General features: G+C 69.6%; 15 protein-coding genes and 1 pseudogene. 8 read left to right on the top strand and 8 right to left on the bottom strand.

The genetic code is table 11. The annotated features are described in order from the left end of the window. Positions 1–258: 258 nt before the first annotated feature. The 3 genes from acnD to prpB form a co-directional block, all read right to left on the bottom strand. Entirely contained in the window at positions 259–2,874 is a 2,616-nt protein-coding gene (gene acnD / locus QFW81_RS05055; RefSeq protein WP_280577519.1) for a Fe/S-dependent 2-methylisocitrate dehydratase AcnD, read from the bottom strand. Positions 2,875–3,021: 147 nt separating this feature from the next. Next, entirely contained in the window at positions 3,022–4,179 is a 1,158-nt protein-coding gene (gene prpC / locus QFW81_RS05050) for a bifunctional 2-methylcitrate synthase/citrate synthase (RefSeq protein WP_280577518.1), read from the bottom strand. A 195-nt stretch (positions 4,180–4,374) separates the two neighbouring features. Beyond that, a complete protein-coding gene (gene prpB, locus QFW81_RS05045) occupies positions 4,375–5,265 on the bottom strand; it encodes a methylisocitrate lyase (RefSeq protein ID WP_280577517.1) in 891 nt (296 codons plus the stop codon). A 98-nt stretch (positions 5,266–5,363) separates the two neighbouring features. Between prpB and QFW81_RS05040 the strand changes: the two genes are divergently transcribed. The 7 genes from QFW81_RS05040 (at position 5,364) to QFW81_RS05010 (ending at position 11,337) form a co-directional block, all read left to right on the top strand. Beyond that, the gene (locus QFW81_RS05040; RefSeq protein ID WP_280577515.1) at positions 5,364–6,608 is read left to right on the top strand and encodes a citrate/2-methylcitrate synthase; all 1,245 of its coding nucleotides are present in this window, start codon (positions 5,364–5,366) and stop codon (positions 6,606–6,608) included. Between the two features lie 257 nt (positions 6,609–6,865). Beyond that, the gene (locus QFW81_RS05035) at positions 6,866–7,663 is read left to right on the top strand and encodes an ABC transporter ATP-binding protein (protein WP_280577512.1); all 798 of its coding nucleotides are present in this window, start codon (positions 6,866–6,868) and stop codon (positions 7,661–7,663) included. Then, the gene (locus tag QFW81_RS05030; RefSeq protein ID WP_280577511.1) at positions 7,663–8,412 is read left to right on the top strand and encodes an MlaE family lipid ABC transporter permease subunit; all 750 of its coding nucleotides are present in this window, start codon (positions 7,663–7,665) and stop codon (positions 8,410–8,412) included. The genes QFW81_RS05035 and QFW81_RS05030 overlap by 1 nt, the downstream gene beginning before the upstream one ends. 267 nt (positions 8,413–8,679) lie before the next feature. Continuing rightward, positions 8,680–9,261 carry an outer membrane lipid asymmetry maintenance protein MlaD gene (gene mlaD / locus QFW81_RS05025; RefSeq protein ID WP_280577509.1) on the top strand — a complete coding sequence of 194 codons (582 nt, stop codon included), beginning with the start codon at positions 8,680–8,682 and terminating at the stop codon, positions 9,259–9,261. Continuing rightward, on the top strand, positions 9,258–9,929 hold the full coding sequence (locus QFW81_RS05020; protein ID WP_280577506.1) for an MlaC/ttg2D family ABC transporter substrate-binding protein: 672 nt from the start codon (positions 9,258–9,260) through the stop codon (positions 9,927–9,929). The genes mlaD and QFW81_RS05020 overlap by 4 nt, the downstream gene beginning before the upstream one ends. A 17-nt stretch (positions 9,930–9,946) precedes the next feature. Then, entirely contained in the window at positions 9,947–10,216 is a 270-nt protein-coding gene (locus tag QFW81_RS05015; protein WP_280577505.1) for an STAS domain-containing protein, read from the top strand. A gap of 32 nt (positions 10,217–10,248) precedes the next feature. After that, the gene (locus tag QFW81_RS05010) at positions 10,249–11,337 is read left to right on the top strand and encodes an MlaA family lipoprotein (RefSeq protein ID WP_280577502.1); all 1,089 of its coding nucleotides are present in this window, start codon (positions 10,249–10,251) and stop codon (positions 11,335–11,337) included. Between the two features lie 34 nt (positions 11,338–11,371). On the opposite strand, the gene QFW81_RS05005 is transcribed toward QFW81_RS05010, so the two are convergent. Then, the gene (locus tag QFW81_RS05005) at positions 11,372–12,706 is read right to left on the bottom strand and encodes a DNA recombination protein RmuC (protein WP_280577500.1); all 1,335 of its coding nucleotides are present in this window, start codon (positions 12,704–12,706) and stop codon (positions 11,372–11,374) included. A 134-nt stretch (positions 12,707–12,840) separates the two neighbouring features. Between QFW81_RS05005 and QFW81_RS05000 the strand changes: the two genes are divergently transcribed. After that, positions 12,841–13,968 carry an alpha/beta fold hydrolase gene (locus QFW81_RS05000; protein WP_280577499.1) on the top strand — a complete coding sequence of 376 codons (1,128 nt, stop codon included), beginning with the start codon at positions 12,841–12,843 and terminating at the stop codon, positions 13,966–13,968. 235 nt (positions 13,969–14,203) lie between these two features. Here QFW81_RS05000 and QFW81_RS04995 read toward each other — a convergent pair whose 3' ends face one another. The 4 genes and pseudogenes from QFW81_RS04995 to QFW81_RS04980 form a co-directional block, all read right to left on the bottom strand. Further along, positions 14,204–14,470 carry an SHOCT domain-containing protein gene (locus QFW81_RS04995; protein ID WP_280577498.1) on the bottom strand — a complete coding sequence of 89 codons (267 nt, stop codon included), beginning with the start codon at positions 14,468–14,470 and terminating at the stop codon, positions 14,204–14,206. 224 nt (positions 14,471–14,694) lie between these two features. Then, complete coding sequence (locus tag QFW81_RS04990; RefSeq protein ID WP_280577497.1) at positions 14,695–15,147, bottom strand: nuclear transport factor 2 family protein; 453 nt, start codon at positions 15,145–15,147, stop codon at positions 14,695–14,697. Positions 15,148–15,263: 116 nt separating this feature from the next. Further along, entirely contained in the window at positions 15,264–15,452 is a 189-nt protein-coding gene (locus QFW81_RS04985; protein ID WP_280577496.1) for an integrase core domain-containing protein, read from the bottom strand. Positions 15,453–15,469: 17 nt separating this feature from the next. Further along, positions 15,470–16,582: pseudogene (locus QFW81_RS04980) on the bottom strand (IS3 family transposase). Positions 16,583–16,805: the final 223 nt, after the last annotated feature.

The following is a 16,805-nucleotide window of genomic DNA, read 5'->3' as shown; positions in this document are numbered from 1 at the left end:
CGCGTCGCCCGGATAAGCGCAGCGCATCCGGGAACTCCTGGCAATCCGGATGCATCGCCCACTCCGACGCGTGGATCGCCTGCTTGCGGCGTTTCGCATGTCCTGCGGGCGGCGCGCGGTCCCCGGATGCGCTGCGCGCTTATCCGGGCTACGGAGCTGGGCGACGGCGGCGCGATCCGGCATGCGGCGGCGGCGGACGCATGCGCGGAGCCCCGGATGCGCTGCGCTTATCCGGGCTACGTACCGGCGACCCACGGGCTAGGCGTTGGCCTGGGCGAGGAAATCCTGGGCGAAGCGCTGGAGCACGCCGCCGGCCTCGTAGATCGAGACCTCCTCGTCCGAATCCAGGCGGCAGGTCACCGGGACCTCGGTGGTCGAACCGTCGCGGCGGTGGATCGCCAGCGTCAGCGTCGCCCCGGGCGTGCGCGTGCCGCGGACGTCGTACGTCTCGGTGCCGTCGATGCCGAGGGTGAGCCGCGTGGTGCCCGGCGCGAATTCCAGCGGCAGCACGCCCATGCCGATCAGGTTGGTGCGGTGGATGCGCTCGAAGCCCTCGGCCACGATCGCTTCCACGCCCGCCAGGCGCACGCCCTTGGCCGCCCAGTCGCGCGAGCTGCCCTGGCCGTAGTCGGCGCCGGCGATGATCACCAGCGGCTGGCTGCGCTGCAGGTAGGTCTCGATCGCCTCCCACATGCGCACCACCGTGCCCTCGGGTTCGATCCGCGCCAGCGAACCCTGGCGCACGCTGCCGCCGGCGTCGCGCACCATCTCGTTGAGCAGCTTCGGATTGGCGAAGGTCGCGCGCTGCGCGGTGAGGTGGTCGCCGCGGTGGGTGGCGTAGGAGTTGAAGTCCTCTTCCGGCACGCCCATCGACGCGAGGTACTCGCCCGCCGCGCTCGAACGCTGGATCGCGTTGGACGGCGACAGGTGGTCGGTGGTGATGTTGTCGCCCAGCACCGCCAGCGGACGCATGCCGGTCAGCGTGCGCTCGCCGGCCAGCGCGCCTTCCCAGTACGGCGGGCGGCGGATGTAGGTGGACTGCGGACGCCAGTCGTAGAGCGGACTCACCGCTTCGCCGGACTCGACCTTGAGCTGGAACATCGGCCCGTACACGGCGCGGTACTGCTCGGGCTTCACGCTGGCCTTGACCACGGCGTCGACTTCCTCGTCGCTGGGCCACAGGTCCTTGAGCGTGACCGGATGGCCGTCGGCATCCACGCCCAGCGCGTCCTTCTCGATGTCGAAGCGGACCGTGCCGGCGATGGCGTAGGCGATCACCAGCGGCGGCGAGGCGAGGAAGGCCTGCTTGGCATGCGGGTGGATGCGGCCGTCGAAGTTGCGGTTGCCGCTGAGCACCGCGACCGCGTACAGGTCGCGGTCGACGATCTCCTGCTGGATGGCCGGATCCAGCGCGCCGCTCATGCCGTTGCAGGTGGTGCAGGCGAAGCCGACGATGCCGAAGCCCAGCGCTTCCAGGTCGTCCAGCAGTCCGGCCTCGCGCAGGTACAGCTCCACCGCCTTCGAGCCCGGCGCGAGCGAGGTCTTGACCCACGGCTTGCGCACCAGGCCCTTTGCCAGCGCGTTGCGCGCCAGCAGTCCGGCGGCGATCACGTTGCGCGGGTTGGAGGTGTTGGTGCAGCTGGTGATCGCGGCGATGATCACCGCGCCGTCGGGCATCCGGCCGCCTGCTTCCTCGGCCTTTCCTGCGAGCAGCTTGGCTTCGTCGGCGACGCCACGTTCGGCCAGTGCGCTGGTCGGCAGGCGCCGATGCGGATTCGACGGCCCGGCCATGTTGCGGACCACGCTGGACAGGTCGAAATGCAGCGTGCGCCCGTACTGCGCGTCGGCCAGGTCGTCGGCCCACAGGCCCGCCGCCCTGGCGTAGGTCTCCACCAGCGCCACCTGCTCGTCGGTGCGTCCGGTCAGGCGCAGGTAGTCGAGCGTGTTGCCGTCGATGAAGAACATCGCCGCGGTGGCGCCGTACTCGGGCGCCATGTTCGAGATCGTGGCGCGGTCGCCGACGGTCAGCGCGGCCGCCCCCGGCCCGCGGAACTCGAGGTAGGCGCCGACCACCTTCGACTGGCGCAGGAACTCGGTCAGCGCCAGCACCACGTCGGTGGCGGTGATGCCGGGCCCCGGACGGCCCGACAGTTCGACACCGACCATCTCCGGCGTGCGCATCCACGAGGCGCGGCCGAGCATCACGTTCTCCGCCTCGAGCCCGCCGACGCCGACCGCGATCACGCCCAGCGCGTCGACGTGCGGGGTGTGCGAATCGGTGCCGACGCAGGTGTCGGGGAAGGCCACGCCGTCCTGGACGTAGACCACCGGCGACATCTTCTCCAGGTTGATCTGGTGCATGATCCCGTTGCCGGGCGGGATCACGTCGACGTTGCGGAACGCCTGCTTGGTCCAGTCGATGAAGTGGAAGCGGTCGGCGTTGCGGCGGTCCTCGATGGTGCGATTGCGGGCGAAGGCCTGCGGATCGGAACCGCCGCACTCCACGGCCAGCGAGTGGTCGACGATCAGCTGCACCGGCACCACCGGGTTCACCTGCGCCGGGTCGCCGCCCTGGTCCGCGATCGCGTCGCGCAGGCCGGCCAGGTCGACCAGCGCGGTCTGGCCGAGGATGTCGTGGCAGACCACGCGCGCGGGGAACCAGGGAAAGTCGAGGTCGCGGCGGCGTTCGACCAGCTGCAGGAGATAGTCGTCGATGCGCGCAGGCTCGGCGCGACGCACGATGTTCTCGGCGTGCACGCGGAAGGTGTACGGCAGCGCCGCCCAGGCGCCGGGCCGCACCGCCTCGACCGCTTCGCGCGCGTCGAACCAGTCGAGCGTGGTGCCGGGAAGGGATTTGCGGTGCTGGCTGTTCATGGCTGGCGGTTCACGGTGGGTGGGGCTGCAGGCGGCCACGGCGGACTGCTCTCGCGTGGTGGGTGAAGGTCGCTGACCTACGGCCAACGCCTTTGCCTGAGCATTTCCTTCCCCCGCTTGCGGGAGAAGGGAGAGAAAGCAGGGAACTCAGTCGCGCCTGTCGATCGGCACGTACTCCAGGTCCTCCGGACCGGTGTAGGTCGCGCTCGGGCGGATGATCTTGCCGTCGATGCGCTGCTCGATCACGTGCGCGCTCCAGCCGCTGGTGCGCGAGATCACGAACAGCGGCGTGAACATCGCCGTGGGCACGCCCATCATGTGGTAGCTCACCGCGCTGAACCAGTCGAGGTTGGGGAACATCTTCTTGACGTCCGCCATCACCGTTTCCAGGCGCTCTGCGATGTCGTACATCTTCGTGCTGCCGGCCTCGTCCGACAGCTCCTTCGCCACCTGCTTGATCACCTGGTTGCGCGGATCCGACACGGTGTACACCGGATGGCCGAAGCCGATCACCACTTCCTTGCGCTCGACCCGCGCGCGGATATCGGCCTCGGCCTCGTCCGGCGTGTCGTAGCGTTTCTGGATCTCGAACGCGACCTCGTTGGCACCGCCGTGCTTGGGCCCGCGCAGCGCGCCGATCGCGCCGCAGATCGCGCTGTACATGTCGCTGCCGGTGCCGGCGATGACGCGGCCGGCGAACGTGGAGGCGTTGAATTCGTGCTCGGCGTACAGGATCAGCGAGGTGTGCATCGCCCGCACCCAGCTGTCCTTCGGCGGATGGCCGTGCAGCAGGTGCAGGAAATGGCCGCCGATCGAGTCGTCGTCGGTCTCGACGTCGATGACACGGCCGTTGTGGCTCCAGTGATACCAGTACAGCAGCATCGAGCCGAGCGAGGCCATCAGCCGGTCGGCGATGTCGCGCGCGCCGGGATGGTTGTGGTCCACCGATTCCGGCAGCACGCAGCCCAGCACCGACACGCCGGTGCGCATCACGTCCATCGGGTGCGCCGAGGCAGGCAGCTCCTCCAGCGCGGCCTTGACCGCGGCCGGCAGTCCGCGCAGCGACTTCAGCTTGGCCTTGTAGCCGCGCAGCTCGGCCGCATTGGGCAGCTTGCCGTGCACCAGCAGGTAGGCGACCTCCTCGAACTCGGCGGTCTGCGCGAACGCGAGGATGTCGTAGCCGCGGTAGGCCAGGTCGTTGCCGGTGCGACCCACCGTGCACAGCGCGGTGTTGCCGGCGGCGGTGCCGGACAGGGCCACCGACTTCTTCGGCTTGAACGGCGTGGCGGGCGTGGCTTGGCTCATCGGTGTCTCCTGGAAGGCCTGTGCATGAGGGATGCGACCGCAGCCGCGCGGGTCATGGCCGCCCGCGGACGGACACTGCGTTGGAAGGATCGAAGCGGCGCTCGCGCCGCACCCGGACGCGCCGGAGGCAGCCGGGCGGGGTGAAAGCCCCGTCCGGCCCGCCGGCCGACCATCCAGGCGCAGGCCGCGCGCGCATCAGCGTTTCGCCGCGGCCAGCGCGTCGAGCCTGCGCTCGAAATCGTGGTAGCCGATGCGCTCGTACAGTTCCTCGCGGGTCTGCATGGTGTCGAGCACGGCCTGCTGGTGGCCGTCGCGGCGCACCGCCGCGTACACCGCCTCGGCCGCCTTGTTGGCGGCACGGAACGCCGACAGCGGGAACAGCTGGATCGCCACGCCGGCCGAGGCCAGCTCGTCGCGCGAGAACAGCGGGGTCCTGCCGAACTCGGTGATGTTGGCCAGCACCGGCACCTTCACCGCGTCGACGAAGCGCCGGTAGGTCTCCAGGTCGTAGGCGGCCTCGGCGAAGATGCCGTCGGCGCCGGCCTCCACGCAGGCGACGGCGCGTTCGATCGCCGCGTCCACGCCGTCCACGGCGATGGCGTCGGTGCGCGCGATCAGGAAGAACCCGGGATCGGTCCTGGCGTCCACGGCGGCCCGGACCCGGTCGACCATCTCGTCCTGCGCGACGATTTCCTTGCCGGGGCGGTGACCGCAGCGCTTGGCGCCGACCTGGTCCTCGATGTGGCAGGCGGCGGCGCCGGCCTTGATCAGCGACTTCACCGTGCGCGCGATGTTGAACGCGCTGGGGCCGAAGCCGGTGTCGATGTCGACCAGCAGCGGCAGCTCGCACACGTCGGTGATGCGGCGGGTGTCGACCAGCACGTCCTCGAGGGTGTTGATGCCCAGGTCGGGCAGGCCCAGCGAGCCGGCCGCGACGCCGCCGCCCGACAGGTACAGCGCGCGGAAGCCGGCGCGCTGCGCGAGCAGGGCGTGGTTGGCGTTGATCGCGCCGATCACCTGCAACGGCGATTCGGCGGCGAGCGCGGCGCGGAACCGCGTGCCGGGGGAAACGGAGGTCGAAGACATGGCGGGCCTGGGACAGCGATGGGGATGTGCGGGACGCCGGCAATGTGGCACCCTTCTCGAGGTTGATCAATCTTGATCGCAAGAATCAAGCTGTCGCCGTGAACCCGACACGACCTGCCGCCGCCGACGATCTGATGCCCGCCCGCGAGGTGTGCGCCCTGCTCGGGATCAGCCCGGCCACCCTGTACGCCTATGTCAGCCGCGGCCTGGTCGAGTCCCGGCCGGGCCCCGACCACCGCAGCCGGGTGTACCTGCGCCGCGACGTCGAGCGCCTGGCCCAGCGCAAGAAAGCCGGCCGCGGCGCCGCCCGCGGGGCCGCGCAGAGCCTGGACCGCGGCCTGCCGGTGATGGAAACCGCGATCTCGCTGATCCGGCCGGACAGCCCCTATTACCGCGGCCGCGCCGCGGTGGCGATGGTGCGCGAAGGGGCGACGCTCGAGGACGCGGCGCGGCTGCTGTGGGACTGCGGCGGGCAGGATCCGTTCGATCCACCGCCGGCCGATGGCTGGCCGGCGCCGGTGGCCGCACTCGCCGGCGACGCCGCGCTGCCGCCACTGGCGCGCGCGATGGCGGCGATCCCGCTGCTGGCGCTGGACCAGCGCGATTCGCTCAGCACCGCGGCCGCCAGCCGACGCCGGGTGGCTGCCACCCTGCTGCGCCAGAACGCCGCTTTGCTTGTGGCCGGCACCCCGGACGCGCGCCCGGTGCACCGGCTGCTGGCCGACGCCTGGCGCCCCGGCGACGCCGCGTTCGCGGACCTGGTGCGCGCGGCCCTGGTGTTGTGCGCCGACCACGAGCTCAACGTATCCGCCTTCGCCGCGCGCGTGGTCGCGTCCACGGGCGCACACCTGCATGCCACCGTCTGCGCCGGGCTAGCCGCGCTCTCGGGCCCCCGCCACGGCGGCGCCACCGCGCGCGCCTATGCCCTGATCGCCGATGCGGCGGCTGCGGCCTCGCCTGCCGGCTTCATCGCCGAGCGCTGGCGCCGTGGCGACGAACTGCCCGGCTTCCACCACGTGCTGTATCCGGACGGCGACCCGCGTGGCGCCGAGGTGCTGTCGATGCTGCGCCACCGGCGCGACGGCGAGCCGCGCATGCGCCAGCTCGAGGCGGTGCTGGCCGCCGCCGCGGACACCAGCGGCCGGCTGCCCAACATCGATGGCATGCTCGCCGCGATCTGCTACGTGCACGGCCTGTCGGCGGCACCGGCGCTGGCGATGTTCGCCGCCGGTCGCCTGGCCGGCTGGCTGGCCCACGCCCAGGAACAGCAGGACCTGGACCGCCTGATCCGTCCCCGCGCCCAGTACACCGGGGTGATGCCGGAGGCGGCCGCAGCGCAATGAATCGAGGTACCGGTGCTGTCCTTCCCCCGTTTTCAAGGCCTTCCACGTTGAGTGGTCTGCCGGGCTTCGGGGACCGGAGTCTGCAGGCACGTTGCCGACCCGATCCCTGCTCTTCCGACCCCACCGATGGCACATGGCCGGACCTTGATTTCCTGTACCCTCCGGTTCAGTGACTCCGGCGAGGTTCAGCCGCCATTCGCGATCCTGTGACGCTTCGCCGGCCCCCGCCGGTCGCTGCAAGTTCCCCACCCCCGCCCATGCCCGACGCCGCCGACAACGACGCCCCCGCCGTGCGCCTGACCGGGGTCCGCCTGGACCGCGGCGGTCGGACGATCCTGGACGGCATCGACCTGGCCGTGCCGCGCGGCAGTGTGACCGCCGTGCTGGGCCCGTCGGGCAGCGGCAAGTCGACCCTGCTGGCCGCGCTGACCGGCGAACTGGTGCCGGCCGCCGGCCGGGTCGAGGTGTTCGGCCAAGCCGTCCCGCAGCGCACCCGCGACCTGCTCGAGCTGCGCAAGTCGATCGGCGTGCTGCTGCAGGGCAACGGCCTGCTCACCGACCTGACCAGCGCCGAGAACATCGCCCTGCCGCTGCGCGCACACACCCGGCTGCCGCGCGCGGTGATCGACCGCCTGGTGGAGATGAAGCTGCATGCGGTGGGCCTGCGCTCGGCGGGCGAGCTGTACCCGCGCGAATTGTCGGGCGGCATGGCGCGGCGCGTCGCGCTGGCCCGGGCGATCGCGCTGGACCCGCCGCTGATGCTCTACGACGAACCGCTGACCGGCCTGGACCCGATCGCCTCGGGCGTGATCACCAACCTGATCTCCGAACTCAACGACCGCCTCGGCCTGACCAGCATCATCGTCACCCACCACGTGCACGAGACCCTGCCGATCGCCGATCGCGCGGTGGTGATCGCCAACGGACGGATCGTGTTCGCCGGCTCCCCGTCCGAACTCGAGGCCAGCGACGATCCGCTGGTGCGCCAGTTCCTGCGCGGCGAACCGGACGGTCCGATCGCCTTCGACACCGCACGACGCACGGAGGCCGCGTGATGGGACTGGCCAGTGCCCTGCGCTCCGTCGGCCGCGCCGGGCTGTTCTCGCTTTCGGTGCTGCGCGCCTCGAAGCCGACGGCGGACTTCCTCGCCGAGCTGGTGCGCGAGATCTACAAGGTCGGCGCGCGCTCGCTGCCGATCATCGCGGTCGGCGGCGCCTTCGTCGGCCTGTCGCTGACCCTGCTGGGCTTCCGCGCGCTGGAGACCTACGGCGCAAGCAACCAGGTCAGCGTGCTGATCGGCCTGGGCCTGTACCGGGAACTGGCGCCGGTGCTGACCGCGCTGCTGTTCGTCGGCCGCGCCGGCAGCTCGATCGCCGCCGAGCTGGGCCTGATGCGCGCCACCGACCAGATCACCGCGCTCGGGCTGATGGCGATCGACCCGGTGGCCAAGGCAGTGGCGCCGCGTTTCTGGGCAGCGGTGCTCACCGTGCCGCTGCTGGTCGGCTTCTTCGCCAGCTTCGCCATCGCCGCCAGCTGGTTCCAGGCGGTGCAGGTGCTGGGCATCGACAACGGCACGTTCTGGCAGACGATGAAGGACGCGGTCGATTTCCACAGCGATTTCGTGCCCGCCTTCGTCAAGGCCGCGGTGTTCGGCGGCACCGCCGCGCTGGTGGCCTCGTACGTGGGCTTCCACGCCGAGCCGACCATCGAGGGCACCTCGGTGGCGACCACGCGCGCGGTGGTGAACGCCTCGCTGCTGGTGCTGATGTTCAACTTCGTGCTGTCGGCGTTCCTGTTCCGGTGATGCCGGCCTTCAGACGAGTGACTGGATAATGCCCGCCCACGCCCCCACACGATTCTCCCGCGACCGTCGCGACGCGCGCCGGCGTCGTACGGGTTCCGATGGCCGCGCCGACGGCGCGTGCGGTCCGGTCGGCAGGCGCGATCCCGCACCCAGCGCCGGATTCGCCGGTCCCGTGAACCCGCCAGGCCTCGCCGACCGCGATCGGGATGCCCGGCGCAGCCCCCCTCACCTCAGGGCCGTTCCTCGCGCCCGCCTGGAGTTTTCCGCATGAGCACCCGTGGCCCCCGCCTCGAATTCGCCGTCGGCGCCTTCCTCGTGCTGGCGCTGGGCTCGCTGCTGGTGCTGGCGATCGCCTCCACCAACGGCCGCTTCGGCATGGCCCGCGACAGCTACGCGCTGACCGCGCGCTTCACCCAGATCGGCCAGCTGCGCCCGAACGCACCGGTCAAGATCGGCGGCGTCACCGTCGGCCGCGTGTCCGGCATCGACCTGGATCCGGTGAAGTTCGATTCCATCGTCACCCTGGCCATCGACGGCCGCTTCGCCGAGATCCCGATCGACACCTCGGCCGGCATCCTCACCGGCGGCCTGCTCGGCGAGAGCTACGTCGGCCTGCAGGTGGGCGGCGACATGGAAGTGCTCAAGCCGGGCGAGGAGATCGTGTTCACCACGCCGGCGGTCGACCTGATGCAGATGGTCGGCAAATACATGTTCAGCGGCGGCGGCGATGATGCGCCCGCCGCCACCGCACCCGGCGGGCAGACGCCGGACGACTCCGGCGAGACCGCCCCGCAGGGCGAACCCGCGCCTCCCGCCATTCCCGCTCCCGAACAAGGAACGACCCCATGAGCAACCCCCGCAAGTTCCTCGTCCTCGCGCTCGCCGCCACCCTGGCGGCCGGCGCGCCCGCGCTCGCCTTCGCGCAGGCCCAGCCCGCCGCCGCGCCGGCGCCCGCCGCCATGCAGGGTTCGCCCAGCGAATTGGTGCTGGAGAACACCCGCCGCGTGCTGGAGACGCTCGAATCGCGCCGCACCGAGTTCACCCGCGACCGCGCCGCGCTGCAGCGCTTCATCAGCGGCGAGTTCGACACGATGTTCGACCGCGACTACGCCGCGCGCCAGGTGCTCGGCCGCCATGGCCGCGGCGCCTCGGACGCCGACGTGAAGGCCTTCGGCGATGCGCTCGCCGAGAACCTGATGCGCCGCTACGGCTCGTCGCTGATCGACTTCAACACCCGCCTGCAGGTGCGGATCAAGTCCGAGACGGCGCTGCCGCGCGGGCTCGGAGTGAAGGTGTCGAGCGAACTGACCCGCCAGGGCGGCGAACCGATTCCGGTCGACTACCTGATGCGCCGCGCCGGCAGCGGCTGGCGCGTGTTCGACGTGATGGTCGAGGGCGTGTCGTTCGTGCAGACCTTCCGCCAGCAGTTCGACAGTGAGCTGCAGCGCAAGTCGATCGCGCAGGTGGCGAAGGAACTGCGCGCCGGCCAGCTGTCCGCGGACGCGGGTACCGAGTGAGTCCGACGCCGGCCACGGTGACGCGCACCGGCGACGCGCTCGCCTTTGCGGGCGCGCTCGAACGCGCGGCCGTGGCCGCGCTGTGGCCGGAAGCGCTGCGGCTATTGCCGGGCGCGCAACGCTTCGATCTGGTGGCGGTGTCGTCGGTGGACAGCGCCGGCCTTGCGCTGCTGGTCGAACTCGCGCAACGTAACGGCGGCGTCTCCGTGGCCGGTGATCCACCCGGTCTCGACGGTCTGCGCCGCGCCTATCGCCTCTCCCCCGCCCTGTCCTTCGCACAGGCATGACGCCTGCGCACGACGTCCGACGGACCGCCACGATGACGCCGCCCAATCCCCTGCGCCCGATCGTCCTGTTGCTGCTGCCCCTGTTGCTCGCCGCCTGCGCCGGCGGGGGCGGCGTGCGCGAGGCCGCGCCGGCGCCCGTGACCATCGCGCCGGCGCCGGACGCCACCGTCGCTGGCGATCCTGCTGCCGATGGCGAATCCGCGACGCCCGACGTCGCACCCGGTCCAGCGGCGAGCGCACCCGCAGACGCCGCGGCCACGACGGCCGACGCATCGGCGCAACCGCAAGCCCCCGAGTCACCGGCCCCCGGCGCCGCGCCGACCCAGGCCGAACTCGATTACGCCGCGATCTACGGCACCGGTCCCTACGATCCGGTCGCCGATCCCACCCTGCCCGCCCCGGCCCAGTTGCCCGCCGCGTACGATCCGTGGGAGAACTGGAACCGCAAGGTCCACCGCTTCAACAACGCCGTGGACCGCACCGTCGCCGTGCCGCTGGCGCGCGCCTACGTCAAGGTGGTGCCGCGTCCGGTGCGGCTGGGCGTGGGCAACTTCTTCAACAACCTCGGCCAGCCGGTGAGCGCGCTCAACGCGCTGCTGCAGGGCCGGCCGAAGCAGGCCGGCCAGTCGCTGGGCCGGTTCCTGCTCAACGCCACGCTCGGCGTCGGTGGGCTGTTCGACCCGGCGTCGGCCGCGAACATCCCCAACCGCAGCGAGGATTTCGGGCAGACCCTAGGCGTCTGGGGCTGGACCAATTCGCGCTACGTCGAGCTGCCGCTGTTCGGCCCGCGCACGCTGCGCGACACCTTCGGCCTGGTCGGCGACGGCCCGCTGTCGCCGATCCGCCAGGTGGAGGACGACGGTACGCGCTTCTTCCTGCAGGGACTGCAGCTGGTGGACCTGCGCACCCAGCTGTTCGCGATCGATGCGATGCGCGAAGGCGCGTCCGACGAGTACGCACTGGTGCGCGATGCCTGGCTGCAACGCCGCAACTACCAGATCCAGGCCGATCGCCGCCAGCAGGACGAGGAAGAGTTGCCCGAGTACCTGCTCGACGACGAGGCCAATCCCACGGTGCCGGTGGACGTGATGCCGATGGTGCCGCTGTCGCCGACGCCCTGACGGGCATTGCGGCTGGGCGCCGGACGCGCCGCCCTCACTCCTCTTCGCCGTTGCCCGACGGCAACGCCGGCGCCTCGCTGCCCGGCAGCGATTCCACGCCCTTGAGCTGACGCTCGATCGCGCGCGTGCGCACGCCCGCCTGCTTGATGCTGTTCTGCACCGTGTCGAGCTGCGAAGTGGCCTTCTCCAGCACCGTCGCGAACTTGCCGAACTCGGATTTGACCGTACCCAGCACCTGCCACACCTCGCTCGAGCGCTTCTCGATCGCCAGCGTGCGGAAGCCCATCTGCAGGCTGTTGAGCAGCGCCAGCAGCGTGGTCGGGCCGACCAGCGTGACCCGGAACTCGCGCTGCAGCCCCTCGAACAGGCCCGGGCGCCGCAGCACTTCCGCGTACAGCCCCTCGGTGGGCAGGAACAGCAGCGCGAAATCGGTGGTATGCGGCGGGGCGAGGTACTTGTCGCGGATCCTGCGCGCTTCCAGCTTGACCTGGCGCTCCAGTCCGACGGCCGCGGCGTTCACCGCATCGACGTCGGCGCGGTCCTGCGCATCGAGCAGCCGCTCGTAGTCCTCGCGCGGGAACTTCGCGTCGATCGGCAGCAGGATCGACGCATCGCCGCTGCCGGGCAGGCGCACCGCGAACTCGACGCGCTCGCTGCTGCCGGGCACGGTGGCGACGTTGATGGCGTACTGCTCCAGCGTCAGCACCTGCTCCAGCAGCGCCCCCAGCTGCACTTCGCCGAAGATGCCGCGGGTCTTCACGTTGGTCAGCACGCGCTTGAGATCGCCCACCCCGGCGGCGAGCTGCTGCATCTCGCCAAGCCCGCGCTGCACCTGCTCCAGCCGTTCCGACACCAGCCGGAACGATTGCCCCAGCCGCGTCTCGAGGGTCGACTGCAGCTTTTCGTCCACCGTGGCCCGCATCTGCTCGAGCTTCGCCGCGTTATCGGCCTGCAGCCGCTGCAGCTGCTGTTCGAGCGTGGTGCGCATCTCGCCGATGCGCTGTTCGTTGCGCTGGGTCAGTTCGCCCAGGCGCTGGGCGAGCACGGCGTCCAGGCGCTGGTGCAGTTCGGCCGTCTCCGTGCGTGCCTTGCGCGCATCCTCGCCCAGCGCCTCGCGCAGCACGTCCAGGCGCTGGTCGGTGCGCGTGGCCAGGTCGTCGAGCCGGCGGCCGAACGCATCGATGCGATGGTCCTGCGCAGCCGACAGGCTGTCGAGTTGCTGGCGCAGTTCGAGCCGGCCTTCGCGGTGTTCGTCGCGCAGTGCGCGCTCCAGGCGTGTGTCCGGGCGGCGCAGCACCAGCATCGCCAGCAGTGCGACATTCGCCAGTGCCAGCCCCAGGAGCAGCCATTGCAGGGTGTCGGGATCCATGCGGCCAGTGTAGCGGCGGGCCGTCTCAAACCCCGAGCCGGGGGGCGGCGCGACACCGGCTGCCGGCGCCCCTTGCAACCGACCGCCCGCTGGCCGTATCCCTGCATGGGAACACACACCGGAACGCCACACACGTGAACCCGCAAAAGCTGCAGATCCGCTTCGTCCTTGCCGTCTGCCTGTTGGCATGCACGCTGGGCTGCGCACTGGCGGCACCGGCGCTCGGCGCGGCAGGGCCGGACGACGATGCCGTCCGCGCCCGCGCCGTGATGGCCGACCTGCTGCGCATCCCCAGCCCCGCGGGCGTGCAGGAGACCTACCGCACGCCGATCCGCGGCGTCGACCACTGGATCAGCATCCGCGGCCAGGATCGCGCCAATCCGGTCGTGCTGTTCGTGCACGGCGGGCCCGCCAGCCCGTCCATGCCCAGCCTGTGGCAATGGCAGCGTCCGCTGGAGGAATACTTCACGATGGTCCACTACGACCAGCGCGGCGCGGGAAAGACTTATCGCGAGGATCATTCCGACGCACTCGCCGACAGCCTGCGCATCCAGACCTACGTCGACGACCTGGTCGCCATCGCCGAACACCTGCGCGCCAGGCTCGGCCAGGAAAAACTGGTGCTGATGGCGCACAGCTGGGGCACGATTCCCGCGATGCACGCAGCGCTTGCGCGACCGGACCTGTTCCGCGTCTACGTGGGCATCGGCCAGGTGATCGACGTGCGCGAGAACGAGCGCATCAGCCTCGCGTTCGGGCTCGCCGAGGCGAAGCGCCGCGGGGATGCCCAGGCACTCCGCGAGATGGAAGCGCTGCTGCCCTACCCGGGCGACGCGCCGCTCACCCGCGAACGCATCGTCGCCGCGCGCAAGTGGCCGCAGCACTACGGCGGCATGGCCGCGTTCCGCGACGAGACCAACCCCTGGTACTACGGTGCCGCGCGGCTGTCGCCCGACTACGACGATGAGGACCGCGCCGCGATCAACGCCGGCAGCCTGTTCACCCTCGGGCGCCTGCTGGACGAATACGTGAAGGTCGACTTCAGCGATGTGCGCCGCTTCCCCATCCCGGTGGTGATGCTGATGGGCCGCCACGACTACACCACCCCCTCGCAGCCCACCGCCGACTGGCTGCAGCGCGTCGACGCGCCCTACAAGCGCGGCGTCTGGTTCGAGCGCTCCGCGCACATGGTGCCGTGGGAGGAGCCGGGGAAGATGCTGGTGACGATGCTCGAGGTGGTGCGGCCGCTGGTGCGGGAGTGAGGCCCATCCGCACACCATCCCCCGGAGCGGCACCGGGCGGCATACGCCTCACGGTGGCCGCAGCCGCAGCGTCGGATCAGGCCTTCGACCACACATCCAGGTTCGGCGGACAGCGCGTCCTCAGGCGACAGCAGGGCTTCCTCGTCGCACGCGCATGCATCGCCCTCGGTCCTGGACGATTTCAAGGTTGAAGACACGCAGTCGCATCGCTGCAACCGCCGGATCGACTGCGGACCTAGACGCTCGAAATGATGGAGGCACGCTGACGTTCGTACTCTTCGCGCGTGATCTGCCCTTGCTCGAACAGTGCATGGAGCCGGTTCAGGCGGTCATCCGTTCGTTCGGATGCTGTCCCCGTCGCGGTCGATGGGAGCTGCGACGGCGTGCCGCGCCTACGGCGCGACACACGCACGATGAGCCATACGAGCCCACCGATGAGCAAGGCCGGAACCGTGACAAGCAACAGAAGGATCGTCCAGTGCCAGATGCTGAAGCTGCCCATGAAACCTCCTTGTGGTGGACTGATCGGCCGACGCGAAGCCTCGCACGGCTCGTGTCTCGAACCAGGGGCTCACGATCCGCAATGAATACCGGAAGCTCTCGCTAGCCCAACCAGTTTGGGCCGGATCGGGATGTCGGAAGGAAACCTTACACCATTCCAGGTCGCCCCAGGTCCGGGCTTCAATGATTGTCGTGCCCGCTGCTCACGCCTCGTTGCGCTGTTGATCAGTTCGGGCAGATGACGTTCGCATGGCGTGCAGTCAGAAGCCATTGGCCATCGCGCTTCATCCAGATGTTCGTATAGCGCCGGCGAATCGTCGTGCCTGCACCAACGGACTTCCCGCTTGGCATGACTACCTCGTTGCCCATGGCAATCGCAGTGTCACCGTGAACCTGGATCGACTCGATATTGCGCACGAAGGACGAGTAGGTGACTGCGCCCGTCCTTACCCCGCCACCACTGGACCTGACGACCTGATCGAAGGGATTGTTCACGGTCATGTCCTGCGCCCAAAGCTTATCCACGGTGTCGAAGTCCGCAAGAAGCACTGCTTTCGCTTCGGCGAGGTCGAGCCGTCTGACTGTTCCTTCTACCGTCTCACCAGTCCCTGGATCATCTGCGATAGCGAGGCTTGGCACAAGGAGAGATAGCGTGAGGAACGTTGCGAAGGTGCGCAAGAGCAGTCTCCTGAGTTGGCACGGGACCTATAATGCGCCCACAGCGGCATAGCGCCTGAACTGACCCGCGCCGCGATGCGGGTGGCAGTTCCTACGAAAAAGTGGACACCCGCTCTTCAGTGGCACTGTTCGAACTCGATCGGTGAGCGATACCCCAGCGCCGAGTGCAGCCGCTGGTGGTTGTAGAAGTGGACGTAATCGGTGACGGCCTTCCGCAGCGACCGGTCACTGTCGAGCTTGCCGCGGTGGTACATGTCCGACTTCATCGTCTTGTTCCATGACTCCATGTGCGCGTTGTCGTTCATCCGACGTCCCCCCGCATTCAGTAGCGGTCTGATCTGGAGTCCGGGTTCACTGTAGCGGATTCAGCTAGCTGCTTGGCATAGGCGGCTGGCGTCAGGCCACCAAGTGCTTTCTTGGGTCGTTCTTCGCAGTACTCGCGGCGCCAGGTCTCGATCACCGTGCGTGCGTGGAGCAGGCTGGTGAACAGGTGCTCGTTGAGGCATTCGTCGCGTAGCCGGCCATTGAACGATTCGACATAAGCGTTCTGGTTCGGCTTGCCCGGCTCGATCAAGCGAAGCTGGATCCCGCGCTCATGGGCCCAGGCGACCATCGCCTTGCCGCAGAATTCCGTGCCGTTATCGGTCCGGATCACCTTCGGAAGACCCCGGCTGAGCGCAAGCCGATCCAGTACACGGCTGACGCCGTTTCCACAGATCGCCCGCTCGACCTCGATCGCCACCGGTTCGTGCATCGTCCACGATCACCAGGCACTTGATCACCCGGCCGTCGGCCGTCCGGTCGAACACGCAGTCCATGGACCAGACCTCATTGGCCCGCGTCGGCCGCAGCAACGGTTGCCGCTCGCCCACCGGCACCTTCTTGCGCTTGCGACGGCGCACCTGCAGCCGCCCTTGCCGATACAGCCGCTCGACACGCTTGTAGTTCACGAGATGTCCCTCCTGGCGAAGCTTGAGGTGGATCATCCCGACGCCGTAGCGCTTGTGCCGCTGCGCCAGGGCCAGGATGCTCGCTCGGACCTCCACCTTCCTGTCCGGACGCGGTGCATAACGCAGCGCGCTGGCGCTCATCCGCACCACCGCCAGCGCCCGGCGCTCGCTCAAGCCCTTGCTCACCATGTAGCGCACCTGCTCCCGACGGGCCGGTGCGCTCACCACTTTTTTCGCAGGACGTCCTTGATCACCTCGTTCTCGAGCACCTGCTCGGCCAGCAGCTTCTTCAGCCGGGTGTTCTCGGTCTCGAGCTCCTTCAGGCGCTTGGCGTCGGGCACGCTCATGCCGCCGAACTTGCTTCGCCACAGGTAGTAGGAGGCCTCGCTGAAGCCGTGCTTGCGGCACAGCTCCTTGACCGGCAGCCCCGCCTCGGCCTCACGCAGGAAGCCGATGATCTGTTCCTCGGAAAAGCGCTTCTTCACGTCCAATCTCCTTGCTCTGGGGGATTGGACTCCAAATCGCCGCGCTACTCAAAACCGGGGGGACGTCGGTGGGATCCCAAAGATGTCACCGGGCTTGAACTTCTGAGCCATACGATGAGCGTCTAACACTTGAGTTAAGCCGTGCCACGAAGTGGCATCGGCTTGAACGAATAGTTAGGGCGCTGGCTACGGAACTGCCGGGCCCCGTTGCCGGAACTGTACG

The organism is Luteimonas kalidii (assembly GCF_029887935.1).
GTDB classification, from domain to species: domain Bacteria; phylum Pseudomonadota; class Gammaproteobacteria; order Xanthomonadales; family Xanthomonadaceae; genus Luteimonas; species Luteimonas kalidii.
The sequence above is the reverse complement of the archived record's forward strand: the minus strand, read 5'-3'. Positions and strand labels throughout refer to the sequence as shown.